23 protein-coding genes are annotated in these 24913 nt (G+C 54.7%); 12 read left to right on the top strand and 11 right to left on the bottom strand.

Annotated features, from left to right (window positions below; all coding sequences use genetic code 11):
• Nucleotides 1-29 precede the first annotated feature (29 nt).
• From menB to J5224_RS04480, 4 genes are all read left to right on the top strand, one after another.
• Nucleotides 30-887: a 1,4-dihydroxy-2-naphthoyl-CoA synthase gene (gene menB / locus J5224_RS04495; RefSeq protein ID WP_264624206.1), complete on the top strand. Its 858-nt coding sequence runs from the start codon at nucleotides 30-32 to the stop codon at nucleotides 885-887.
• Complete coding sequence (gene menC, locus J5224_RS04490; RefSeq protein ID WP_264624205.1) at nucleotides 887-1861, top strand: o-succinylbenzoate synthase; 975 nt, start codon at nucleotides 887-889, stop codon at nucleotides 1859-1861. Before menB ends, menC begins: the two co-directional genes overlap by 1 nt.
• On the top strand, nucleotides 1849-3267 hold the full coding sequence (menE, locus tag J5224_RS04485) for an o-succinylbenzoate--CoA ligase (protein ID WP_264624204.1): 1419 nt from the start codon (nucleotides 1849-1851) through the stop codon (nucleotides 3265-3267). The genes menC and menE overlap by 13 nt, the downstream gene beginning before the upstream one ends.
• A 120-nt stretch (nucleotides 3268-3387) precedes the next feature.
• Nucleotides 3388-3930 carry a YfaZ family protein gene (locus J5224_RS04480; protein WP_264624203.1) on the top strand — a complete coding sequence of 181 codons (543 nt, stop codon included), beginning with the start codon at nucleotides 3388-3390 and terminating at the stop codon, nucleotides 3928-3930.
• An 87-nt stretch (nucleotides 3931-4017) separates the two neighbouring features.
• Here J5224_RS04480 and tyrP read toward each other — a convergent pair whose 3' ends face one another.
• Nucleotides 4018-5226 (bottom strand): tyrosine transporter TyrP, encoded by a 1209-nt coding sequence (gene tyrP, locus J5224_RS04475; protein WP_264624202.1) that lies wholly within the window; start codon nucleotides 5224-5226, stop codon nucleotides 4018-4020.
• Nucleotides 5227-5432: 206 nt separating this feature from the next.
• Between tyrP and J5224_RS04470 the strand changes: the two genes are divergently transcribed.
• Nucleotides 5433-6629: a nicotinamide mononucleotide deamidase-related protein YfaY gene (locus tag J5224_RS04470; protein ID WP_264624201.1), complete on the top strand. Its 1197-nt coding sequence runs from the start codon at nucleotides 5433-5435 to the stop codon at nucleotides 6627-6629.
• Between the two features lie 356 nt (nucleotides 6630-6985).
• Here the strand turns inward: J5224_RS04470 and J5224_RS04465 are convergent, their stop codons facing one another.
• From J5224_RS04465 to tesA, 3 genes are all read right to left on the bottom strand, one after another.
• Entirely contained in the window at nucleotides 6986-7864 is an 879-nt protein-coding gene (locus tag J5224_RS04465) for a co-chaperone YbbN (protein WP_264624200.1), read from the bottom strand.
• Nucleotides 7865-8063: 199 nt separating this feature from the next.
• Nucleotides 8064-8840, bottom strand: coding sequence for an SDR family oxidoreductase (locus J5224_RS04460; protein WP_264624199.1), 777 nt, complete (start codon nucleotides 8838-8840; stop codon nucleotides 8064-8066).
• A 71-nt stretch (nucleotides 8841-8911) separates the two neighbouring features.
• Nucleotides 8912-9577 carry a multifunctional acyl-CoA thioesterase I/protease I/lysophospholipase L1 gene (gene tesA / locus J5224_RS04455; protein ID WP_264624223.1) on the bottom strand — a complete coding sequence of 222 codons (666 nt, stop codon included), beginning with the start codon at nucleotides 9575-9577 and terminating at the stop codon, nucleotides 8912-8914.
• Here tesA and ybbA point away from each other — a divergent pair.
• Both ybbA and ybbP read left to right on the top strand, forming a co-directional pair.
• Nucleotides 9515-10234, top strand: coding sequence for a putative ABC transporter ATP-binding protein YbbA (ybbA, locus tag J5224_RS04450; protein ID WP_264624198.1), 720 nt, complete (start codon nucleotides 9515-9517; stop codon nucleotides 10232-10234). The two genes, tesA and ybbA, sit on opposite strands and share 63 nt — an antisense overlap.
• On the top strand, nucleotides 10231-12660 hold the full coding sequence (gene ybbP, locus J5224_RS04445; protein WP_264624197.1) for a putative ABC transporter permease subunit YbbP: 2430 nt from the start codon (nucleotides 10231-10233) through the stop codon (nucleotides 12658-12660). Before ybbA ends, ybbP begins: the two co-directional genes overlap by 4 nt.
• A 97-nt stretch (nucleotides 12661-12757) precedes the next feature.
• On the opposite strand, the gene J5224_RS04440 is transcribed toward ybbP, so the two are convergent.
• The 6 genes from J5224_RS04440 to purM all read right to left on the bottom strand — a co-directional run bounded on the left by J5224_RS04440 (nucleotide 12758) and on the right by purM (nucleotide 20683).
• Nucleotides 12758-14422 carry a methyl-accepting chemotaxis protein gene (locus J5224_RS04440; RefSeq protein ID WP_264624196.1) on the bottom strand — a complete coding sequence of 555 codons (1665 nt, stop codon included), beginning with the start codon at nucleotides 14420-14422 and terminating at the stop codon, nucleotides 12758-12760.
• 427 nt (nucleotides 14423-14849) lie between these two features.
• The gene (gene speG, locus J5224_RS04435; protein WP_264624195.1) at nucleotides 14850-15425 is read right to left on the bottom strand and encodes a spermidine N1-acetyltransferase; all 576 of its coding nucleotides are present in this window, start codon (nucleotides 15423-15425) and stop codon (nucleotides 14850-14852) included.
• Between the two features lie 138 nt (nucleotides 15426-15563).
• Nucleotides 15564-17684, bottom strand: coding sequence for a TonB-dependent siderophore receptor (locus J5224_RS04430; protein WP_264624194.1), 2121 nt, complete (start codon nucleotides 17682-17684; stop codon nucleotides 15564-15566).
• The gene (locus J5224_RS04425) at nucleotides 17674-18798 is read right to left on the bottom strand and encodes an ABC transporter substrate-binding protein (protein ID WP_264624193.1); all 1125 of its coding nucleotides are present in this window, start codon (nucleotides 18796-18798) and stop codon (nucleotides 17674-17676) included. The genes J5224_RS04430 and J5224_RS04425 overlap by 11 nt, the downstream gene beginning before the upstream one ends.
• A 209-nt stretch (nucleotides 18799-19007) precedes the next feature.
• The gene (gene purN, locus J5224_RS04420; RefSeq protein WP_264624192.1) at nucleotides 19008-19646 is read right to left on the bottom strand and encodes a phosphoribosylglycinamide formyltransferase; all 639 of its coding nucleotides are present in this window, start codon (nucleotides 19644-19646) and stop codon (nucleotides 19008-19010) included.
• Nucleotides 19646-20683 (bottom strand): phosphoribosylformylglycinamidine cyclo-ligase, encoded by a 1038-nt coding sequence (gene purM, locus J5224_RS04415; RefSeq protein WP_264624191.1) that lies wholly within the window; start codon nucleotides 20681-20683, stop codon nucleotides 19646-19648. Before purM ends, purN begins: the two co-directional genes overlap by 1 nt.
• A gap of 318 nt (nucleotides 20684-21001) precedes the next feature.
• On the opposite strand from purM, the gene upp reads away from it, so the two are divergent.
• From upp to hda, 5 genes are all read left to right on the top strand, one after another.
• Nucleotides 21002-21628, top strand: coding sequence for a uracil phosphoribosyltransferase (upp, locus tag J5224_RS04410; RefSeq protein ID WP_264624190.1), 627 nt, complete (start codon nucleotides 21002-21004; stop codon nucleotides 21626-21628).
• Between the two features lie 211 nt (nucleotides 21629-21839).
• A complete protein-coding gene (gene uraA, locus J5224_RS04405; RefSeq protein ID WP_264624189.1) occupies nucleotides 21840-23138 on the top strand; it encodes a uracil permease in 1299 nt (432 codons plus the stop codon).
• Nucleotides 23139-23227: 89 nt separating this feature from the next.
• Complete coding sequence (locus J5224_RS04400; protein ID WP_264624188.1) at nucleotides 23228-23560, top strand: SEL1-like repeat protein; 333 nt, start codon at nucleotides 23228-23230, stop codon at nucleotides 23558-23560.
• Nucleotides 23544-23747: a hypothetical protein gene (locus J5224_RS04395; RefSeq protein WP_264624187.1), complete on the top strand. Its 204-nt coding sequence runs from the start codon at nucleotides 23544-23546 to the stop codon at nucleotides 23745-23747. The genes J5224_RS04400 and J5224_RS04395 overlap by 17 nt, the downstream gene beginning before the upstream one ends.
• An 88-nt stretch (nucleotides 23748-23835) precedes the next feature.
• The gene (hda, locus tag J5224_RS04390) at nucleotides 23836-24543 is read left to right on the top strand and encodes a DnaA inactivator Hda (protein ID WP_264624186.1); all 708 of its coding nucleotides are present in this window, start codon (nucleotides 23836-23838) and stop codon (nucleotides 24541-24543) included.
• Here the strand turns inward: hda and arsC are convergent.
• Nucleotides 24538-24894, bottom strand: a complete 357-nt coding sequence (gene arsC, locus J5224_RS04385; protein WP_264624185.1) for an arsenate reductase (glutaredoxin) — start codon at nucleotides 24892-24894, stop codon at nucleotides 24538-24540. The genes hda and arsC overlap by 6 nt on opposite strands.
• Between the last annotated feature and the right edge of the window lie 19 nt (nucleotides 24895-24913).

Below are 24913 nucleotides of genomic sequence, written 5' to 3'. Positions count from 1 at the left end.
CCCTGGCCCCCTATGAAGGAAGGAACACCATGCTTTATCCGAGTGAAGAACTGCTGTATGCCCCCGCTGAATGGCACGATTGCAGCGGTGATTTTGTCGATATTCTCTACCATAAATCGACGGACGGCATTGCCAAAATCACCATTAACCGCCCGCAGGTGCGTAACGCGTTCCGTCCGCTGACGGTAAAAGAGATGCTCCAGGCGCTGGAAAATGCCCGCTACGATGATGGTATCGGCGTGATTATTCTTACCGGTGCTGGCGATAAAGCGTTCTGTTCCGGTGGCGATCAGAAAGTGCGCGGCGATTACGGTGGCTATCAGGACGACAGCGGCGTTCATCACCTCAACGTGTTGGATTTTCAGCGTCAGATCCGTACCTGTCCGAAACCGGTTGTGGCGATGGTTGCCGGTTACTCCATCGGTGGTGGTCATGTGCTGCACATGATGTGCGATCTGACCATTGCCGCAGAAAATGCCATTTTCGGGCAAACCGGCCCGCGCGTCGGTTCCTTTGACGGCGGGTGGGGCGCTTCTTATATGGCGCGCATCGTGGGTCAGAAGAAGGCGCGTGAAATCTGGTTCCTGTGCCGCCAATACGACGCAGCTCAGGCACTGGATATGGGACTGGTCAACACCGTGGTGCCGTTGGCTTCGCTGGAAAAAGAGACGGTGCGCTGGTGCCGTGAAATGCTGCAAAACAGCCCGATGGCGCTGCGCTGCCTGAAAGCGGCACTGAATGCCGATTGCGACGGTCAGGCAGGGCTTCAGGAGTTGGCTGGTAACGCGACCATGTTGTTCTACATGACGGAAGAAGGGCAGGAAGGCCGTAACGCCTTCAACGAAAAACGCCAGCCTGACTTCAGCAAGTTCAAGCGTAATCCATAATGCGTAGCGCATCGGTTTATCGCTATAGCGTTCCGATGGACGCGGGCGTGGTGTTGCGCAATCAGCGGCTAAAGACCCGCGAGGGGCTGATCCTGCACCTGCGCGATGGTGCGAACGAAGGTTGGGGGGAAGTCGCCCCGTTGCCTGAGTTCAGTCAGGAAACGCTGCCGCAGGCGCAGGCTGCCCTGTGTGCCGCGCTGGCACAGTGGCAAACCGGAGACGTGTTGGACGATGCCGTATTGCCACCGTCGGTGGCGTTCGGGCTAAGCTGTGCGTTAGCCGAGTGCGGCGCGCGCTTGCCGCTGGCTGCTGATTACCGCAAAGCGCCGCTGTGCAGCGGCGATCCGGATGAGCTGTTTGCTCTGCTGCAAGGCATGCCGGGCAACAAAGTGGCGAAAATCAAGGTCGGTCTGTACGAAGCGGTGCGTGACGGCATGATCGTCAACGTGCTGCTGGAAGCGCTGCCGGATTTGACGCTGCGTCTGGATGCCAATCGCAGTTGGACGCGCGCCAAGGCTGACGGTTTTGCGCGCTATGTGGCACCGGAACTGCGTTCACGCATTGCGTTTCTTGAAGAACCGTGCAAAACCCGTGAAGAATCCCGCGCCTTTGCCTGTGATACGGGGATTGCCATTGCTTGGGATGAGAGCGTGCGTGAGGCGGATTTTCGCGTGCAAGCCGAACCCGGTGTCAGCGCGATTATCATCAAACCGACGCTGGTGGGCAGCCTGACGCGCTGCGAACAGTTGGTGCGCGAGGCGCATCAGGCCGGTTTGACGGCGGTAATCAGTTCCAGCATTGAGTCGAGTTTCGGGCTAACGCAGTTGGCGCGCATCGCCCAGTGGTTGACGCCGAACGTTGTTCCCGGTTTGGATACGCTGGATCTGATGCAGGGACAGGTGGTACGCGCCTGGCCGGACAGTGTGCTGCCGCTGCAATCGTTGGAATCATTGGATAAGGTATGGCAGGCATAACCGACTGGCCCTGGCGATATTGGGCCGCGCGTAAACCGCAGACCTTTGCGTTGACGGTAGAGGCGCAGGCCTGGAGTTGGCAACGGCTGGCGTCTCATTGCGAAGCGCTTGCCGCAGACTTTTCCCGGCAAGGGGTTAACCCTGACGATATCGTGGCTCTGCGCGGTAAAAACAGTGCCACGATGCTGTTCAGCTATCTGGCGTTGCTGCAATGTGGTGCGCGGGTGTTACCGCTGAATCCGCAATTGCCAGCGTCACTGCTGTCTACGCTGTTACCCTCGCTTGGCGTGGCGCATTGGCTTTCTGTCGCACCGCCCGATGATGACGCTCCGGTATTCTGCAATCCACTTCACTATCCCGATAGTGTCACTGTGACGACGCCGGCTGAGCGACCATTGCCTGAATGGCAGGCCTCGCGCCTTGCTACCCTGACGCTGACCTCCGGTTCCAGTGGGCTGCCGAAGGCGGCGGTGCACGCTTTCTCCGCCCATATTGCCAGTGCGCAAGGTGTCATTGAACTGATGGCCTTTACGGCGCAGGACAGTTGGTTACTGTCGCTGCCCTTGTTTCACGTATCGGGGCAAGGCATTGTCTGGCGCTGGCTGACGGCGGGGGCTCGACTGGTGTTGCGCAGTGCGCAACCGCTGGAGCACGCGTTGCAGGATTGTTCGTATGCCTCACTGGTGCCGACGCAGTTGTGGCGGTTGTTGGCGCAAGGCACCTTGCCTGATTCGTTGAGTGCCGTGCTGCTCGGCGGTGCGGCGATTCCTCTGGAATTGACGCAGCAGGCCGAGGCACGAGGCATTCGCTGCTGGTGCGGTTATGGCATGACGGAAATGGCCTCTACGGTTTGTGCCAAACGGGCTGATGGTCAGGCTGGCGTCGGTCTTCCGTTGCTGGCGCGTGAAATAGACGTGCAGGAGGGGGAGATTCTGCTGCGCGGTGACAGCATGGCCGCAGGGTACTGGCGTGACGGTACGTTGCTGCCGCTCACGGACAGTGACGGCTGGTTTCATACGCGTGACAGCGGCGTGTTCCAACACAATGAGTGGCACGTATTAGGGCGGTTGGACAATCAGTTCTTCAGCGGCGGTGAAGGCATCCAGCCGGAAAATATTGAAGCGCTGTTGCTGGCGCACCCGAAGGTGCAACAGGCTTGCGTAGTGCCGGTGACGGATGCCGAATTTGGTCAGCGTCCAGTGGCCGTCATTGACGTCTCCCCCGATGTGACGCTCGCCGCGATCCGTGATTGGCTCACGCCGCAGTTGGCGGGCTTTCAACGGCCGGTGGCCTACTACGCTATGCCCGCCGATTTACACGGCGGCGGCATCAAAATTGCGCGCGTACAGGTGCAAGCCTGGGCGGAAAAAATCTATCGTAATGGCGTGGAACAAAGGGCAGTTTGACACGTTCGCTGATGATATTAATGCAATTTGTTGCTGGTCACCGTGGCTGATTCAGGTAGAATCCCACCAGATGCGATGTGTTGCTCTCAGCGTTTAATGATTGATTTAAGGATAAACACAATGAAAAAGATTGCGATTGCCCTGGCAGGCAGCTTGCTGCTGGCAACAGCGACGGCTCAGGCTATCAGCTTCTCCGGGGAAGCGGGTGATGACTATGCGGGCGCGAGTGCGGGCTTTGGTCTGGGCGTTCCTGGTCTTGGCGCTAATGTCAGTTACGGGCACGGTAAAGACAACAATGACGTGTACGGTTTCGGCTTAGGCTATACGCTGCCGCTGGGCGCGGTATCACTGACGGTGGGCGGCAAAGCACTCTATTTGAACCAGCAACACGCGACCGACGGTTATGGTGTGGCACTGGGCGGTGGGTTGCAGTTCCCGATCAACCGTTCTTTATCCCTGTATGGTGAAGGGTATTATGCGCCGGATGCGTTCTCCAGCCATATCGATCACTATGTAGAGGCAAAAGGTGGCGTGCGCTGGCAGGTATTGCGTCCTCTGAACCTGGATCTTGGCTACCGTTATATCAATATCGGTGGCGAAAGCGGTCGTTCTGATAACAAAGTGGCCGATACGTTTTACCTGGGCGCAGGCTTTAATTTCTAAGCCAACGCGTAGCGTCATAAAAAACGGGTGTTCGCAAAGCGACACCCGTTTTTGTTGGGCGGCATTTAACCCTAGTAGAGCAGGCTATCAGCCTACCATCGGCAACCAGCCACTCGCCATGGCGCACTGGATAGCAATAACCCCGATACCGCATAAAAACACCAGCAGCAGCGCTGGCGTACCGCCCGGCGTCGATGTGCCTACCTGATGCTGTTGCCGCACGCGCCAACTGAGCAGCGCCGGAATTAACAATGCCAGCACCGCGAGCGCAATGGCGGCATAACCCAGCGCCATGACAAACCCTTGTGGGTAAAACAGCGCAAAGACCAGCGGCGGAATAAACGTCAGTGCGCCAGTTTGTAGTCGTCCACGGGCATTGTTCTTGCGTTTGAACAAATCGGCAAGATAGTCAAACAGGCCAAGCGCCACGCCAAGGAAGGAGGTCGCCAGCGCCAGATCGGCAAAGAGGTGTACCGCAACTTCTACGTGAGGGGAGGCCACCAACGTTCGGATCGCTTGCATCAGCCCATTTAAACCGGCTTGCTGCGCCAGAATAGCCGTGAAGGTGTTGCCACTCAGCGCACCCAGCGTTGCCAATTGCCAGAACAGATACACAAACAGTGGGATGGCGCTGCCGATAATAAAAATGCGGCGCAGCTTGCGACTGTCTCCTCCCATGTAATGCACAATGCTGGGAATGCTGCCGTGAAAGCCAAACGACGTCAGTACCACCGGCAGTGCGGAGAGCGTGAGCCCTTGTTGCAGTGGGAGTGTCAACAGGTTCTGTTTTTCGACGTGCGGCATCATCATCCCCAGCATAACCAGCAGCATCAGCAATTTTCCGCTAAACAGCAGACGGTTAAAGAAATCTACCGACGTAGTACCGATGCATACCACACTGCCCGCTAACAGGGTAAACAGCAGAATACCCGCAGACGATGGAAGCGCGTAGCCGCTCCACTGGTGTAGGCTACTTACGAGCAGTTCGCCCGCGCCGCTGATATAGGCGGCGGTGAGGGCATACATCAAAAACAGCATGCTGAAGCCCGTGATCCATTGGCCCCACTGACCCAGATAAATCTTGGCCAAGGTGCCCAAACCGGTATGGGATGGCTGATATTGGTAGACTTCGACCAGTAATAGCGCGCTGTAGCACATCAACAGCCACAGACTCAACAAGATAGCGAAGGTGACGCTGAAACCCACGCCGGAGGTTGCCAACGGCATGGCGAGCATACCCGCACCAATGGTGGTGCCTGCAACGATAAATATGCTGCCAAATGTACGATTTTTCACTCTTTCTCCTGAGTGTGATGGTATCTCTTTTTCTTATGGCAGCGCAGACTAGAGTATTCCGTAAAGTATGTCAAAACACCGTTACGACACCTGTAAAGTTGGCGTTACGATTTAGGCGCTTTCACAAAAAGTGGGCAGCGGTGAGCGCAGCGATTGTCTTTCTGCGAGGGAATTTTTACAGTGAAAGAAAAACACAGGAGTAGCACATGCTGAGGGTGGAGATGTTGTGTACCGGAGACGAAGTGCTCCACGGACAGATTCTGGATACTAATGCGGCCTGGTTGGCGGATTACCTGTTCGAACAAGGTATCCCGATGACCAGTCGCATGACGGTCGGCGACAAACTGGAAGAACTGGTGGCGGCGCTGACGCAACGTAGCCATATTGCCGATGTGCTGATTGTGAACGGCGGCCTGGGGCCCACCAGTGACGATCTGAGCGCGCTGGCGGCGGCAACGGCGGCGGGTGAAGGGCTGGTAGAACATCCTGAGTGGATTGCGCGCATGGAGGCGTTTTTCACTGAACGCGGTCGGGTAATGGCACCGAGCAACCGTAAACAGGCGCAGATTCCGGTCAGTGCCGAGGTGGTGGATAACCCGATAGGGACAGCGTGCGGATTTATGTTAACGCTGAACCGTTGTTTGATGTTCTTTACGCCCGGCGTACCGTCTGAATTTAAACGAATGGTGGATGAGCAGATTGTGCCGCGTCTGCGCGAGCGTTTTTCTGTAGCATCTGCACCGCTGTGTCTGCGGTTAACCACTTTTGGCCGTTCAGAGAGCGATTTGGCAAACCAGCTCGACAGCTTGCCGCTGCCGGAAGGGGTGGTGCTGGGCTATCGTTCTTCCATGCCGATCATTGAACTGAAGCTGACTGGCCCGGCGTCGCAGCGAACCGCAATGGAATCCGCCTGGGAGACGGTGCGCGCAGTGGCGGGTGAAAACGCCTTGTTCGAAGGAACGCAAGGTTTGCCGGCACAACTGGCGCAGCGTTTGACTGAGAAAGATTTGACGTTGACCGTCGGGGAGTCATTTACCGCGGGTCTGCTCCATTGGCAACTGAATGCCGCACAGGTGCCGCTTAATGGTGGTGCGCTGTGGTCGCAGACGCCGTTTGCTTCGTTGACCGTGCTGGCGGAGGTGGCAAACCGCTTGGCTGACGAGCATCAATCTTCACTGGCGCTGGTAGTGAGCGATCGTCAGGACGATCGTTTGTCCCTTGCATTGCACACTCCGCAGGGCTCGTTTGCTCAGGCGATTTCGTTTAACGTGACGCGCTACAGCCTGCAAACCCATCAGGAAGTGGTTGCTATGCTGGCGATGAACATGCTGCGCCGCTGGCTGAACGGCTGGTCACCGTATGGCGGACATGGCTGGATCACGGTGGTGGAGACGCTGGGGTAAAAGTGTAACGTGTTTTGTTTTTGGTGTTTTTGGTTCCCCGCGTCCAATGGCGATTTATGTGAGTAACGCGCATGTTTTCGTGCGCGAATCGCACAGGGGTTCTCTACTGCTTGCGTAGCACGCGCCCGACGAGGGGTGTGCAGTCGCCCACACCCCTCGACCCCGCGCTTTTGCGCAATGATGCCGCTGCGCGGTACCTTCGCAAGCGGGGTCGCCGGACGGACCGCGCCTGACGTGCTCCCGGCACGGCAGGCGCTTTCGCCGCATCCCTGCGGCTCATCCTGGCGTCCCCGTTTGCTCAGCATCATTGGACGCGGGGGAGGTCAAGACCTTAAAACCTCATACAACAATGCGGCTTAGTACAGTAATGCGTATAGCTGTCTACGATAGCGTGAAGCGAGCGCATCGCCGGTGCCCAGCGCCGCCAGAATATCCATCATGGTTTTTCGTGCGTTGCCGTCGGCGGCAGCCAGATCCTTTTTCAGCATCACCATCAGGCTTTCCAGCGCTTCTTCGTTACGTCCCACCTGATGCAACTGCAACGCCAGTTTCACTGCCAGTTCCGCGTTGGTAGGGTCGGCAGCAAGCTGTTGCTGTAACTGTTGGATCTCTGGCGTGTCGGCGGCTTGCTTGAGCAATTCAATCTGTGCCACCAGACTGTGGTAACGCGTGTCCTGATCCTGTAACGGGATGGTGTCCAGTACCGCTTGCGCATCATCGCTGCGGTTCAACTGAATCTGCACTTCAGCCAGCATCAGGCCGATATCGCTGCGCTGCTGGCTTAACTGCCAGGCGTCTTTCAACAGCGTCAACGCTGCCGGGAGATCGCCTTCCTGAATACGCTGCTGCGCTTCTGCCACTTTCAGCTCTTCTTCACGCGGCAATACCCGTTGCAGCAACTCGCGGATCGCTTCTTCAGGCTGCGGGCCTTGGAAACCGTCCAGCGGTTGGCCGTCTTTAAACAGATAAACCGTCGGAATGGCGCGCAAACCAAACTGCGCCGCCACGCGCTGTTCGGCATCACAATCTACCTGCGCCAGAATAAACTGACCGGCATACTCCTGTGCCAGTTTGTGCAGCACCGGCGTAAGTGCCTGGCAGTGTTGACTGCGTTCTGACCAGAAATAAAACAGCACCGGCAGTTGCATGGATTGTTCCAACAACTGGTGCAGGTTGGTCTCGTTAACATCCATCACGGTCGCGTAATGGGCGGTGTTGGCATTAGGGTCTAGCATGGCAGTCTCTCTCATCCGTTTCAGGGATATATCCGTCATACTTCACGTTGCAGGTGTGTTGGCTGCCTTCCTGCAACGCGAATTATTTAGGGTATAAATGGGGGCGAATAACACCATTTCAAGCAGTTGTAACGTGCATCGTTCCGCCGTGTTATGTGCGGAATCGTGATGGCTATGGGTCAATAGTATATGCCGTTAATCAAGAACGGGTACGCAATATCCCATCCAACCAGCGGGCGGGTAGCAGGCGGCGCAGTACGGTAAGCGCATGTGCCACCAGCGTTACCGGGTAGCGCAGTTTGGGGCGCGGGCTTTCCAGCGCATGGCGCAATTTGGGAAGAATGGCTTCGGGCGGCAGGGTAAAACGCCGGGCGATACCGGGATTGGTGACGGGCGCTTCCGCCTGCATTTGCGATACGTTGTCGGTAAAGCGCGTGGCGATTGGTCCGGGTTCGATCAGGCTGACCAGCAACCCACTGCCGTGCAGTTCCATGCGCAGCGTGTCGGACCAGGCTTCCAGCGCATATTTGCTGGCCGCGTAGGCACCGCGTCCCGGTGTGGCGACAAACCCCATCACGGAACTGGTCTGGATAATGCGTCCTTCGCCGTGCGGCAGCATGGCGGGCAGCAAGCGCTGCGTCAGTTGGTGTGTGCCGAACAGGTTGCTGGCAAACTGTTGTTCGAGTTGCTGGCGCGAAATGGTGTTCAACGGGCCATAAACGCCGTAGCCGGCGTTATTAAACAGCGCGTACAATCGATTGCCGGTCAGCGCGATAACCTGCTCGGCCGCGGCATCCACGCTGTCGGGATCGTCTAAATCCAGGGCGATCCCTTCAAGCCCCAGCGTGTTCATACGCTGCACATCCTCGGCGCGGCGGCAGGCGGCCAGCACCCGATAGCCGCGCTGACGTAAGTCTACTGCCGCAATCAAGCCAATACCGCTGGAACAACCGGTAATCAAAACCGTTTTTTGCATAACTTTACCTAAGTAAAAAGCCCTATTTTTCAAGAGTCATGGTTAACTAGCAATGAGACGCAAATAAGCGGTCACAGGTTCACTAACGGTTTAAGCTGTTTTGCCATCCAGTCGGCAATGAATGGCTGCGCTTCGCGTGTGGGATGGATACCATCGTCTTGCATCCATTCCGGCTTAAGATAAACCTGTTCCATAAAGAACGGCACCAGCGGGATGGAAAATTGCTGCGCCAGTCGTGGGTAAATGGCGCTGAACGTGGTGGTATAGCGCTGACCGTAGTTGGCCGGCAGGCGTATTTGCATCAGCAAGGGCTGAGCGTTAGCCGTTTTCACCTGATTAATGATTGTGGTCAGGTCCTGTTCGATGGTCGGAGGCGGAAAGCCGCGCAGGCCATCGTTGCCGCCCATTTCGATCAGCACCCAGCGTGGCTGATGTTGTTGCAGCAGTGCCGGTAAGCGTGCCAGCCCTTGTGACGTGGTATCGCCGCTGATGCTGGCGTTGACGATTGTGATGCCGTCAGGGCCTGCTTTTTGCCATTGATCATTGAGCAGAGCGGGCCAGGCGGAAGCCGCAGGCATGCGATAGCCCGCGCTTAGGCTGTCTCCCAATACCAGGAGCGTTTCCGCCGCAAAGGCGCGGGCGCTGAGTAATCCCAGCAGCAAAAGGATGTAGATATGTCTTTGAATGGCGTCTCTTCGGCAGCCACCGCGTCGGCGGAAAATATTCTGGAAGTTCATCATTTAAGTAAGCACGTCGGTCAGGGTGAACATCGGCTTTCCATCCTCACCGGAGTTGAGCTGGTTGTCAAACCCGCGCAGTCGATTGCGCTGATCGGTGAGTCCGGTTCGGGAAAATCGACGCTGCTGGGAATCCTCGCTGGGCTGGATGACGGCAGTGAAGGTGATGTCAGACTGCTTGGCGAATCGTTGGGTGCCCTGGATGAAGATGGGCGTGCTGCGCTGCGTGCCCGCGATGTCGGCTTTGTGTTTCAGGCGTTCATGTTGGTGCCGACGCTGAATGCGCTGGAAAATGTGCAGTTGCCTGCACTGCTACGCGGTGAAAGTGATGCACAAAGCCGTGCGCAGGCGGAACAGTTGTTGCGTCAGTTAGGATTGGGTGAGCGCTTGCACCATTTACCCGCGCAGCTATCCGGCGGTGAGCAGCAGCGTGTCGCTATCGCGCGTGCCTTTAGCGGGCGGCCCCGCGTGCTGTTTGCGGATGAACCGACCGGCAATCTGGATCGCAAAACCGGTGAACGCATTGTGGATCTGTTGTTTTCGCTGAATCGCGATTACGCCACCACGCTGATCCTGGTTACCCATGATGAGCAGTTGGCGGCACGCTGCGAGCGGCGCTTGCGTCTGTTGGACGGCAAATTGCAGGAGGTGGCATGATCTGGCGCTGGTTTTGGCGGGAGTGGCGATCCCCGTCGCTGCTGATCGTGTGGCTGGCGTTAACGCTGGCAGTGGCGTGCGTTCTGGCCTTGGGCAATATCAGCGATCGCATGGAGAAAGGGCTAAGCCAGCAAAGCCGTGATTTTCTGGCGGGCGATCGCGTGCTGCGCGCCGCGCGTCCGGTCGATGAAGATTGGCTGCAAACGGCACAGCAACAAGGGTTGACGGTCAGTCGTCAGGTGTCGTTCATGACCATGACCTATGCGGGCGAACAGGCCCAATTGGCTCGCGTCAAAGCGGCGGACGATCGCTACCCACTCTATGGTCAACTCCAGACGCGCCCTGAAGGATTACGCCCGGTTCCGGGTTCGGTATTGGTGGCTCCACGACTGCTGGCATTGCTGGGATTAAAGGTCGGGGATAACCTCGATGTCGGCGATACCACGCTGCGGATAGCCGGGGAACTGATTCAGGAGCCGGATGAAGGGTTTAATCCGTTTGATACCGCACCGCGCGTGTTGATGAGCAGCGCCGATGTGGAAAAAACCGGCGCGATACAGCCGGGCGGGCGCATTACCTGGCGCTATATGTTTGCCGGTGATGCACAGCGTATCGTGCTGTTCAGCGATTTTATCAAACCGTTGCTAAAACCGGATCAGCGCTGGTACGGCATGGAAGACAGCGACGGGGCATTGGGTAAATCCCTGCAACGTTCGCAGCAGTTTTTATTGCTGTCGGCGCTGTTGACGCTGTTGTTATCGGTAGCGGCGGTGGCCGTTGCCATGGGGCACTATTGCCGCAGCCGCTACGATTTGGTGGCGGTACTCAAAACGCTGGGCGCGGATAAACGCGCGCTGCGGCGTTTGATTGTCGGGCAATGGGTGTCGGTGCTGGCGTTGGCCGGTGTGTGCGGCAGTCTGGTGGGGTTGGGGTTTGAAGCGATACTCACGCGTTTGTTAGCGCCGGTGCTGCCCGCTGCGCTACCTGCGGCGGGGCTGTGGCCGTGGGTATGGGCATTGGGATCGCTGGTGGTGATTTCGCTGCTGGTGGGGTTACGCCCTTACCGCCTGCTGCTGGCAACCCAGCCGCTGCGGGTGCTGCGCCAGGATATTACGGCGAACGTCTGGCCGTTGCGTTACTATCTGCCCGCCGTAGCGCTGATTGTGGTGGCTGGTCTGGCGCTGCTTTCTGGTGGTGGCATGCTGCTGTGGGCGTTGCTCGGCGGCACGGCCGTGCTGGCGCTGTTGCTGGGTATTGTTGGCTGGGGGGGGCTGTTGGTATTGCGCCGTCTGACGGTCAAACATCTGCCGCTGCGTCTGGCGGTTAATCGCCTGTTGCGCCAACCGTGGTCCACCCTAAGCCAACTGGCGGCGTTTTCCCTGTCATTTATGTTGCTGGCGTTGCTGCTGGTGATGCGTGGCGATCTGTTGGAACGCTGGCAGCGTCAGTTACCGCCGGAAAGCCCCAACTTTTTCTTGCTGAATATCGCGCCACCTCAGGCGGCACCGCTGAAAACCTTCCTTGAGCAGCACGTGGTAAAACCGGAGACGTTTTATCCGATCATCCGTGCGCGCTTGACGGCTATTAATGGCCAGGTAGCGACCGAACGTATCCACGAAAACGATCCGGGTGCCAATACGGTCAACCGCGAACTGAACCTGACCTGGATGGAGGGCTTGCCGGAGCACAATGTGCTGACGGCAGGACAAGCGCCGAAAGCCGGGGAAGTCTCGATGGAGGCGAATGAAGCGCAGAAGATGGGGATCAAGCTTGGCGATACCCTGACTTTCACCGGCGATACTCAGCCTTTTAGCGCCACGGTGACCAGCTTCCGGCAAGTGGATTGGGAGAGCCTGCGGCCGAACTTCTTCTTTATTTTCCCGCCCGGTGCGTTGGATGCACAGCCTCAATCGCTACTGACCAGTTTCCGCCACGACGGTGACGACAAGCTTATCGTGCAACTTAATCGTCAATTTCCCACGATCAGCGTGCTGGATGTGGGCACAATGCTGCGCCAGATTAGTCAGGTGTTGCAGCAGGTGAGCCGCGCGTTGGAAGTGATGGTGGTGTTGGTGTTGTTCTGCGGTGTGCTGCTGCTGTTGGCGCAAATACAGGTTGGTATGCGTCAGCGGCGCCAGGAGTTGATGGTGTATCGCACGCTCGGGGCTGGACGTCGCTTGCTGCGTGGCACCCTGTGGTGTGAGTTTGCTGCACTGGGCTTGATGTCTGGCGTCGCGGCCGCTATTGGCGCGGAGGTGGCGCTGTGGCTACTGCAACGCAAAGTGTTTGATTTCCCCTGGGAGCCTAATGTGGTGATGTGGGGCGTGTTGCCACTCAGTGCTGCCTTGCTGCTGTCACTGTGCGGCGGTTGGCTGGGGCTGCGGTTGTTAAGCGGTAAGGCGCTATTTCGACAGTTTTCAGGATAGTGCAACAAATATTGACGCCTGCTTATTGATGAGAAAAAAAGCCGGGAGTGGGGAAGCCTCTCCCGGCAATGATATCAACATGTTGTCTTAACGTTCTTTAGAAAGCCTGCCAGTTATCTTTGGTGTTCTTGGTCTGGGTATGTTCCAACATGGGTAACTGAGGTTTACTTATTGATTGACGTGTTGTTGGTGTCGCCATTTTTTTATTATTTTCACCCAGTTCAAAAAGGGAAATCGTGTTCGTTAATTGTTCAGCCTCGCTTTCAAGCATGACTGCACTTGAAGCAGATTCTTGAACAAGAACCGCATTTTTCTGCGTTGCCCGATCCATTTCTGCCATGGCTTGGCCAATTTGTTCTATACCTCGGCTTTGCTCATCGGATGCGATAGAAATTTCTCCCATGAGCGTATTTACCTGAGCGACAGAATTGATAATCAGCGACATAGCATTTCCTGCTTCTTTAACTTGCTCTGATCCAGATTTTACTCGATGCACCGAGTCATTAATCAATCCTTCAATTTCTTTTGCTGCCACTGCGCTGCGTTGCGCTAATGCCCGAACTTCACTGGCGACAACTGCAAAGCCTCTTCCTTGTTCTCCCGCACGCGCCGCCTCAACGGCAGCATTCAATGCCAGAATGTTAGTTTGAAATGAAATACTGTTTATGACACTGGTAATATCTGCTATTTTTTTCGAACTTTCCGAAATGCCATCCATCGTGGCAACAACAGTCGTCGTAATATTTCCCCCTGTCTTCGCTGTACCTTGTGCATCTTCCGTTAACTTTCTAGCCATGCGCACGTTTTCTGCATTATTTCTTACTGTTGATGTTAGCTCTTCCATACTGGCTGCGGTTTGTTGTAGCGCGGCTGCCTGTTGATCGGTTCGTGCTGACAATTCCTCATTACCACGACGGATATGGTTCGTACTGGAATAGATGTTTTCTGAGCTTTCCTGTATCGCTTTCACCGTAGTGAATAAACTTTCTTGCATATTACAGATGTAAGGGACTAATTGACCAATGCAGTTATTTCCAAAATGGTTGAGGGTATAGTGTAACTTCCCGGCTTTAAGAAGCTCTAAATGCTGTTTGATAATATTTAGAGGCTTATTAAGATAATTTGCAATATAACGATCAGTTAAAAATAATGTGATAATTCCTGCGATTAATGCACTAATGAGTATGTATTTATTATAAATGACCCTGGTTTGGGTTTGATTAATGGTTTCATCTGACTGAATCGCTTGGGTGTATTTCTCAGCAGTTGCACCAAATTGTACGCTCAATGCGGGATATACATTCCGAAATAACTCACGAAACTTGTCAGATTGGTTATTACGTGCCATATCTAGCATCGGAACAATTGCTGTAGCTAGTAGCGTATCCCAGTCATTGACCATCGATTGCACAAGATCATCACTCACGCCTGGGTGCTGTGCTATACGGAATTGATCCAACATACTTTGACTGATTTTTAACGCACTGGCAGCGGAATCAAAGGTTTTTATTGCATTGGATTCATCATTGGATTGACGATAGTCAATGGCTCTTAGCATTCGAGTCATCGTGCGAAAATATTGATCGTTTCCTTTCACCAAAAATGAATAAGACTTTTTTTGCAATGTATTATCAATAAGTAAGCTGTCTATCTTACCAAAGTTATCAAATGTTAAAAATGTTGCTGCTCCCCAAATAATACTGAATAGTGCCAGTATAATAATAACCATCTTTCTAATGCTGATGTCTCGTAATATGTTCATGTATCCCCCCGCCATATAAATTAAAATAATGTGAATTGCACATGTCCAAGTTAAAGTAATTTTAATGATTGCTAGCTTTTTATACTCTTTATAATTAACTACAATAGTTGCTAACTAATCTCCTGTTATGCTGTGAATTTTCCTATACCCTTAACGCTATCCTTTTAACATTAAGATAGTCTTAATTTTCGATGTTTTTTCTTGACCAAGATCACAATAGTGATTTTATTATGAGGATTGTTCGGTAGGGGGAAGAGGGAGGAATAAAATCATCGGATCCAACCATAAGTCAACGTATGATTTTTGTCACAACAATGAGATATATGACTATATACTAATCAAGTTATGGCATGATGCGCCGATAATACGATGGCAAAGTGCTCAAAATAACGTGATATAATATTGTCCTAGTATGGTAGTGTGTAAACTAATGCGTGATATCCGCTTCCGGTGAAAGTTTATCTGCTGTTGTATTCGCTTTATACCGTTCCATATACTGGTGCTGGAAAATGCACATGCGAATGGTATTACGGTATTCGCCGTTAATAAAAAACTCGTGGCGTAATTCAGCTTCAACTTCAAAACCCAGCTTGGCATAAATGTGGATAGCCTTGGTATTCTCTTTATCCACTATCAGGTACAGTTTGTACAGGTTCAGCACGGAAAACCCGTAATCCATCGCCAGTTTGGCGGCCGCACTGGCATAACCACGCCCCTGATGTGCGGGGTCGATAATAATCTGGAATTCAGCACGGCGGTGGATATGGTTGATTTCCACCAGTTCGACCAAACCTACCCGATTTTTTTCGTATTCAATGATAAAGCGTCGCTCGCTTTGGTCGTGAATGTGCTTGTCGTAGAGATCGCACAGTTCCACAAAGGCTTCATAGGGTTCTTCAAACCAATAACGCATCACGCTGGCATTGTTATCCAACTGATGGACAAAATTGAGGTCCTCTCGTTCGAGAGGTCGTAAACGCACGATATTACTTGCGCCAGACATGGTTCCTCCCAGCATATTCTTGCCACATGGCAACATGCCAAGTATAGCGCGCTTTGTTGGCAGAACCACCGTTGACAGAGGGGGGAGGGAAAGAAGGGCGCCCTTATCGTTAAAGTCAAAGGGCGCGGGATGGTGGAATTAAAAATCTACGCTGGCACGCAGCAGCACCTGGCGTGGTTCGCCCACAGCCACTCGCAGGTTGTTACCGCTGGATGGGTAATACGTTTTATCAAACAGGTTCTTCACGTTCATCTGCCATTTCACCTTGTAGCCGTTAAACGGCACGGTATAGGCAACGAAGGCGTCAGCAACGGTGTAATCATCAATATAGAAGCTGTTGGCGGCATCTCCCGCGCGGCGACCCACGTAGCGCGCACCGGCACCTGCCCGCAGGTCGTCTCCGGCATGCCAGCCAAGCGATCCAAAATCTTGCGTCAGGAACAGCGCGGCGGTGTGGCGGGCGGCATTGGTCATTTCGTTGCCGTTGTTTTTCGGATCGGCAACCACGCGCGCGTCGGTAAAGGCGTAGCTACCGATCAGGCTCAGTGAGTCGGTGAGCTTACCGGCCATATCCAGCTCAATGCCCTGTGAGCGTACTTTGCCGGAGGTGCGCGTCACGGTTTCATTGCCGATGGTTTCATCCACCATCACGTTACGTTTCACGATATCGAACAGTGCCAGGTTGGCGGTAATACGCTCTGGTAGATCGATTTTGGTGCCCACTTCATAAGAACGGCCCAGTTCAGGGGGAAGTGCGCCAATCTGAGTGGCAATAGACGAATTGGGTTTGAACGACTCGCTGTAGCTGGCGTAGAGCGAACTGTTTGGCGTCAGACTATAGATAATGCCAGTGCGCGGCACCAGACGGTGGTAGGATCCGTCGGTATTGGCAACAAACGGACGACCTTTGCCTGCCATGATATCAAAGCTGTCGTAGCGTAACCCGCCCAACAGCTGCCAGCGGTCGTTCAGGCGCAGGGTGTCTTGCACGAAAAAGCCGGTGCTGTCGATATTCTCACGCTGATCGCTGTCTTTGGCGCTGACCGTGGTGGAGGCGGGCAGCGTGCCGTAGACCGGGTTGTAAATGTTAAAGCCAGAGGCCGCCGTGCCACGAATCATGTCACCACGGAAGGTCCGATCGGCTTCATAGTCAACGCCAAACAGCAGTTGGTGGTTGATGCGTCCCCAGTCTACGTCGCCATTCAGGGTCAGTTGAACGATTTGCGCCTGACTGCGTGCGTCTGCCGTGGCATCCGGTTGGCGGGTCAGTATTCCGGTTGCCGCGTTGAATTTGGTGGCGCGCGCCTGATTGTCGCTATAGCGGTTGCGCGCATAGGAATAGGCGAGGTTGCTTTTCCAGCGATCGTTGAGCGTTCGCTCCATCTGGAGCGTCACGGTGTCCTGATCGCCGCGCGTGGCGTTGTAATGCTCGTCAAAGCGGCGGTCGCGCGGCGTATTGACCGGCTTGCCGGTATTGGGATTGATGATGGTGCCGCGATCGAACGGCGTCAGGTATTCCTGATGTTCATAGGCAAGGCGCACTGTGGTGTCATCGCCATACCACATCACTGACGGCGCAACGGTGGTTTGGCGTTTGCGGCCAAAATTACGCCAGTAATCGGTTTCGTCGTGATCGACCAGCATACGGTAAGCCAAACCGTTGTCTCCCAGTGGACCGGTGACATCCACCTGCCCGCCGCCCCCGTTAAAGCTGCTTTGCCAGCCTTCGATATGGGTTTTCTGAACCAGTTCTGGTTTTTTACTGATGATATTGATCACGCCGCCGGGTTCACCCATGCCGTACAGCATGGAAGCGGGGCCTTTGAGGACTTCAACACGTTCGCTGGTAGGCGTGAAGTTGCGGGCCTGAATCGAACGAATGCCATCGCGAAACAGAGACCCATCGCGGTTGTCGCCAAACCCACGTTTGATCACCGCATCCTGCGTCCCCCCGAGGGTGTTGGCTTGGGTAATCCCACTGATGCTGTACAGCGCGTCGTCCAGCGTGCGTGCCGCCTGATCGCGTAACACCTGCGGCGGCACAACGTTAACCGCCTGCGGCACGTCCAGCAGACGTGCTTCGGTGCGTGTGCCGGTCACGCTTTTGTGCGGTTGATAGCTGCTGTCTGTATCGGCGGCGGTGCGGTCCGATTGTGTGACCACCACGGTATCTTCCTGCACGCTTGATGAGGCTGCGTGTGAACCCAGTGGCAACAGCGCGATAAGTGGCCAACTGCGACGTATAAAATTAGCGTTCATGTGCGATGTGACTCCAGAATGTCCCTGAAAATTCAATAGGTAAGAATTGTTGGTAGAGTTGTTTTAAGGTGTCTTGCGGTTGCAAATCGGCAAACAGATCGGGGTAGAGCGCTTTGGCAAACATCTCCACCATCACCACGTGATACGGGCTTAGGTAGAAGTTGTGCCACATACTCCAGGCGCGCCCCTGCTGCACGGCGTTGAGGTGTGACAGCAGGGGTTCTTGTTGTAGCAGGGTGGTAAAGCTGTTTTGCGCTTGCTGCTCGGAAACGTCCGGGCCCAGCATCAGTGCTGAGAATCGTTTTCCTTCTGGCCCTGCCATGCCGGTGGCGATGTAGACATCGGGGTTGGCTGCCAGCACTTTTTCCGGGTTGAGTTCACCGTAGACGCGCTGAATGCTGTCGGCGGCGATGTTATCGCCACCGGCAAAACGTAGCAGCTCACCAAGATTGCCACCTACCGCCGTGGTACAGCAGGTATCGCGGCGACCCAGATGCAGGTGCAGCATCACAGTGGGCTTTTGACCGTGATAGTGCGCCAGGCGTTGCGAAATGGTGTCCATATGCTGCTGATAAAATGCGCTGAATGCGGTAGCCCGTTCGGTGCGGTTGAGTACTTCGCCGAGTAAACGGAGGCTGGGCAGGGTGTTTTTCAACAGTTCGACGCGCAGATCGACATAAATCACCGGGATGCCTGCGCGTTCAAGCGTCTGCTGTAGCGCATCATCTTCCGCCGAGGTTTTAGCCAGACGCGGCAGGATGACCACGTCGGGCTTTAACGGCAGAATGGCTTCGGCATTTAGCGTGTGCGGCCCCCCATCGCCAAAACGTGGGATTTGTGCAATGGCGGGAAATGCGGCGATGTATTTTTCCCAGCTTTGCGCATCGTACCGCGCCATATCACCGGGCCAGCCCACCACACGCTGTGCCGGATTGCCGGGTTCCAGCAACGCAAGGGTATAGAGCAAACGGCTTTCACCGAGAAAAAGACGCGAAGGATTATCGGGAATGGTTACCTGACGTCCCAGCAGGTCGGTAACGGTCTTTCCCCAGGCGGTGGTGTTCGCCAACAGCAGCATGACCAGTAACGCTTTGGTCAGGAATAACGCGCGCATATTTACCCTCTGCACTACATCGAGCAGGGGAAGTTAATGAGTATGAGAGTGATTATCAATAATGCTAAGGTGGGGAAAGTGCGACAAAAGGATAATGTTGTTTTATATCATTAGGATGGTAATAATTTCGTAAGTAAATAAAGTGTCATGCAGTGGGAACTTTCAGAGCGGCGGGGAACTACCGCCTGAAAGTCAGTGGAGAATTGCTGCTATTCGGCGGCGTAACCCTGTTTGGGAATACGCACGCCGTCAAGCCAGGCTTCGCCCTCGCGCATTTTAAGACGCCCTTCGGCAAACCAGTTCACCACCAGAGGATAGATGGTGTGTTCCTGAGTTTGTACCCGAGCGGCAAGCGCTTCTTCCGTATCATCACTAAACACCGGAACCTTGGCTTGAAGAATCAACGGGCCACCGTCCAACTCGTCAGTTACGAAGTGGACCGAGGTGCCATGTTCCTTATCGCCCTTTTCCAGCGCTTTGCGATGGGTATGCAGGCCCGGATATTTGGGCAGCAGGGACGGGTGGATGTTCAGCATTTTGCCTGCAAACAGCGCAACGAACTCTGGGCTGAGGATGCGCATATAACCCGCCAGTACCACCAGGTCCGGCTGATATTGCGCTATCTCTTGTGCCATTGCAGCGTCAAAGGCGGTTCGGTCAGCAAACCCTTGTGGGTCGATGACGTGGGCCGGAATCTCCGCTTCTTGTGCCAGCACCAGACCATAGGCGTCTGGGTTGTTGCTGAACACGGCCGCGATATTCGCTTTGATACGCTTGCGTGCACAGGCGTCAATCAACGCCTGCAAGTTGCTTCCTTGACCTGAGAGCAAGACAACGATGTTTTTCATTAATTAATGACCACTGCGTCTCCGGCGTTAGCGGGTTGAATAACGCCAATTTTCCATGCGGTTTCACCCTGGCTATTGAGGAATGCCACGGCTTCCTCTGCCTGTTCAGCAGGCAGTGCGATAATCATACCCACACCGCAGTTAAAAGTACGGTACATTTCGTGACGGCTGACGTTGCCCGTCTGTTGCAGCCAGTTGAATACGGCGGGCCACTGCCAGCTGGATTCATCAATGTTGGCCTGCATGCCTTCTGGCAGCACGCGTGGGATATTTTCCCAGAAACCACCACCGGTCAGGTGAGCAATCGCGTGAACATCCACTTTTTCAATCAGCGCCAGAATGGATTTGACGTAGATTTTGGTCGGGGCCAGCAGATGATCGGCCAACGATTTGCCTTCAAGTGTCGTCTGTTCCGGATCGGTTTTGCTAACTTCGAGAATCTTACGTACCAGCGAGTAGCCGTTAGAGTGCGGGCCACTGGCTGCCAGTGCTATCAGCGTATCACCTGCCTGCACTTTACTTCCGTCGATGATCTCTGATTTTTCAACAACACCGACGCAAAAACCGGCGACGTCGTAATCTTCACCGTGGTACATGCCGGGCATTTCAGCGGTTTCGCCGCCGACCAGCGCACACCCTGACTGTTTGCACCCTTCGGCGATACCGGTGATCACGCTGGCAGCGGTGTCGACATCCAGTTTCCCCGTGGCGTAGTAGTCCAGGAAGAACAGCGGCTCGGCCCCTTGAACTACCAGGTCATTGACACACATGGCCACCAAATCGATACCGATGGTGTCGTGGCGTTTCAGATCCATGGCAAGACGCAGCTTGGTGCCGACCCCGTCAGTACCGGAAACCAGAACCGGTTCACGGTATTTTTGGGGCAAGGCGCACAGGGCACCGAAACCGCCCAGACCGCCCATCACTTCAGGACGGCGGGTTTGTTTCACTACGCCTTTAATACGGTCTACCAATGCGTTACCAGCATCAATATCCACGCCTGCGTCTTTGTAGCTAAGAGAGGTTTTGTCGGTCACTGCGGAGTCCCCACGGAGAATACAATTGGTGGTGAGATAGTGAGCATATCCAGCCTGGTGGATCTACCCCTATCGAAGCGCGCTAATTCTAACAGCGAGAGCAATCGTTTGCGAGTGGTGTGTTGCCTGCTTTGCATTTTTCCTGTTCAATGAGAATTTCCCTGCCCGGTTGATCTGGATCAGGCTATAACCTGTAGCGCTTAAGCAAAAAAGCGGTATAATCCCGCGATTTTTTTTATGATGGGCTGCCATGTCCGCCCTCGGCGCACCGATTCTGCGTCGTGAGGATATCCGTCCACTTTCTATAGGGGGAATAGAATGAAGGTCGTCGAGGTTAAACACCCGCTCGTCAAACATAAACTTGGCCTGATGCGTGAAAACGATATAAGTACAAAACGCTTTCGTGAACTGGCATCCGAAGTCGGCAGTTTATTGACCTATGAAGCCACTGCCGATCTGGCCACTGAGAAAGTGACCATCGAAGGCTGGTGCGGTCCGGTGGAAGTCGATCAGATCAAAGGCAAAAAAATTACCGTGGTGCCTATCCTGCGTGCTGGTCTGGGCATGATGGAAGGCGTGCTGGAAAACGTACCGAGCGCGCGCATCAGCGTGGTAGGTATGTATCGCAACGAAGAGACGCTGGAGCCGGTGCCTTACTTCCAGAAACTGGTCTCCAACATTGATGAACGTATGGCGCTGGTGGTGGATCCGATGCTGGCGACCGGTGGTTCGATGATTGCCACTATCGATCTGCTGAAAAAAGCGGGTTGCCAGAGCATCAAGGTATTGGTGCTGGTGGCCGCACCGGAAGGGATTGCTGCATTGGAAAAAGCGCACCCTGACGTTGAGCTGTACACCGCTTCCATCGACAAAGGGCTCAACGAGCATGGTTATATCATGCCGGGGCTTGGTGACGCGGGCGATAAGCTCTTTGGTACTAAATAAGCCGTATCAGCCGACTGAGTAAGTCGGCTTTTTTTTGCGTCAGTTTCGTTGCATAACGCGCATAACGGTTTTTCACCCATAATTCGCACGATTTTTATAATCAGCCTCGCTTCCCTACGCGGTGACGCGTGGGGGCGGCTGGGCTGTGATAACGATGCTGGACAAACCGGCTAACCACAACATCAAGTGACTTTTACAGAGGATATAAACGATGACTCGTCGCGCCATCGGGGTGAGTGAACGACCCCCCTTGCTACAAACCATCCCGCTGAGCTTCCAGCACCTGTTTGCCATGTTCGGCGCGACGGTGCTGGTGCCGATTCTGTTCAAAATCAACCCTGCGACCGTGCTGCTGTTCAACGGCATTGGCACGCTGCTCTATCTGTTTATCTGTAAGGGCAAGATCCCAGCGTACCTGGGCTCCAGCTTCGCCTTTATTTCTCCTGTACTGTTGCTGTTGCCGCTGGGCTATGAAGTGGCGCTGGGCGGTTTTATCATGTGCGGCGTTTTGTTCTGCGTGGTGGCGCTGATTGTGCAACGCGCTGGCACCGGCTGGCTGGATGTGATTTTCCCACCGGCGGCGATGGGAGCCATTGTTGCGGTCATCGGTCTGGAACTGGCGAGTGTTGCGGCGGGCATGGCGGGTCTGCTGCCTGCGGATGGCGCGTCAGTCGATAGCAAAACCGTGATTATTTCGCTGGTGACCCTGGGCGTGACCGTGCTGGGCTCCGTGCTGTTCCGCGGTTTTCTGGCGATTATCCCGATTCTGGTTGGGGTTTTGGTGGGGTACGCACTGTCGTTCGTGATGGGTGTGGTGGATTTTGCTCCCATCGCTCAGGCTCACTGGTTTGCCCTGCCGACCTTCTACACTCCGCGCTTTGAGTGGTTTGCGATTCTGACTATCCTGCCTGCGGCGCTGGTGGTGATTGCGGAACACGTGGGCCATCTGGTGGTTACCGCCAACATCGTGAAAAAAGATCTGATGCGCGATCCTGGCTTGCATCGCTCGATGTTTGCCAACGGCCTTTCTACCATGATTTCCGGTTTCTTCGGTTCTACCCCGAATACCACTTACGGTGAAAACATTGGCGTGCTGGCTATCACCAAGGTCTACAGCACCTGGGTTATCGGCGGTGCGGCAATTCTTGCCATTCTGCTCTCCTGCGTGGGCAAGCTGGCGGCCGCCATTCAGGCGGTGCCGGTACCGGTCATGGGCGGCGTTTCTCTGCTGCTGTACGGTGTGATCGGTGCTTCCGGTATCCGTGTGCTTATCGAATCCAAAGTGGATTACAACAAAGCACAAAACCTGATTCTGACCTCGGTTATCCTGATCATCGGGGTGAGCGGGGCGAAAGTGCATTTGGGTGCTGCTGAACTGAAAGGCATGGCGTTAGCCACCGTGGTGGGTATTGCACTGAGCCTGCTGTTCGCTCTGATCAACCGCTTCAGAAGCGAAGAAGTGGTGCTGGATGCCGAAGATGATGCCGAGGAGACCTCGCGCGCGTCATAAATGGAGCATTGCTCTGGTTTCCGGGGATGGGTTTCCGGGGATGGTATCATCCCCGGAAACAGAAAAAATATGGCAACGGATTGTTAATCATGAAGAAAACAACGTTGGCGTTGTTACTGGGTTTCTCGTGCTCTGCTTTTGCCCAAGATGCTGATGACGTTGATAGTCTCTACGATCGCCTTGAACAGCAGGATAACACGGCGCTGACTGCCCTCACCGATGTGGCTACACGTCAGGACCCTTATGCCCTCTCTGTATTAGGGTTTGTCTACGAGTTTGGCGTTTCCGTTCCCAAAAATATCCAACAAGCCATCGACTATTATCAGCAAGCCTGCGAGCAGGGTGACGTTAACCAATACCGAGGGGGTAAGCGGGAAATACACGCTGGCGTTTGCGGCGTTTGGTATGAACACAATGAATGAAAACCTGAGTGGTCGGGAATACAGCTCCTTTCGTTCATCCACCTTGCTTGCACAACAGACCCATGATTTTTGCCAGCGCGGTGATGTGACTTTTCAGATCAACGCGGCAACGGCGCGGATCAACGGACAGGAAAAAGACCTGCTGGCGGCAGGTGTTATCAAGCCCTATGTGAAAAATGCCGGGTAATCAGGCTGAGAGCCCGGTTGATGTACTATCAACAGGGCTCGCATTCTGTGATAAACTTAGCCCGTTTTCCCGCCGAATTGAACATGAGGTGCTTCTGAACACGCCGGCACAGCTTTCACTGCCACTTTCTTTGCCTGATGACGAAACCTTTGCCAGTTTCTACCCGGGAGAAAACGCGTCACTTCTGGCCGCCCTTCACAACGTGTTGCAGCAAGAGCACAGTAGCTATATTTACTTCTGGTCGCGAGAAGGGGGCGGGCGCAGCCATCTGCTGCATGCGGCCTGCGCGGCATTATCACGTCAGGGCGATACGGCAGGTTATGTGCCGTTAGATAAGCGTGCCTATTTTGTGCCCGAAGTGCTGGAAGGGATGGAGCAACTCGCGCTGGTCTGTATCGATAATATCGAATCGATTGCGGGTGATGATGCCTGGGAAATGGCGATGTTCAACCTCTATAACCGCATTCAGGAAGGCGGGCACACCCGGCTGTTGATCACTGGCGATCGCCCTCCGCGTCAGCTTAACTTGCACCTGCCTGATTTGGCCTCTCGTCTGGATTGGGGGCAGATTTATAAATTGCAGCCGCTCTCCGATGAAGAGAAAGGGGAAGCGTTGCAGTTGCGTGCCCGCCTGCGTGGCTTTGAGCTGCCGGAAGATGTGAGCCGCTTTTTATTAAAACGGCTCGATCGTGAAATGCGCACGCTGTTTATGACGCTCGATCAGCTCGATCACGCCTCTATTACTGCCCAGCGTAAACTGACTATCCCCTTCGTCAAAGAAATTCTGGGGCTATAACAGCGCCAGCACTTGCTCCGGTGGGCGGCCAATACGTGCCCGTTCACCGTTGACCACAACCGGGCGTTCCATCAGCTTGGGATGTTCAACCAGCGCCGCAATCAGCTGTGTTTCACTTAACGTCGAATCCGACAGGTTTAATTCGCGGTACAGGTCTTCTTTCTGGCGCATTAATTCACGTGCGCTGCCAAAGCCCAACTGTGATAACAGCTGGCGAATCTGTGCGGCATCCGGTGGCGTATCCAGATAGAGCACCACGCGCGGCGTAACGCCGTGTTGCTGCAACAGCGCCAGCGTTTCACGGCTCTTGGAGCAGCGCGGATTGTGATAAATAACGACATCGTGGGACATGGGCTGTTCCTCGCGGTAT

Source organism: Candidatus Symbiopectobacterium sp. NZEC135 (assembly GCF_025962695.1).
The sequence above is the reverse complement of the archived record's forward strand: the minus strand, read 5'-3'. Positions and strand labels throughout refer to the sequence as shown.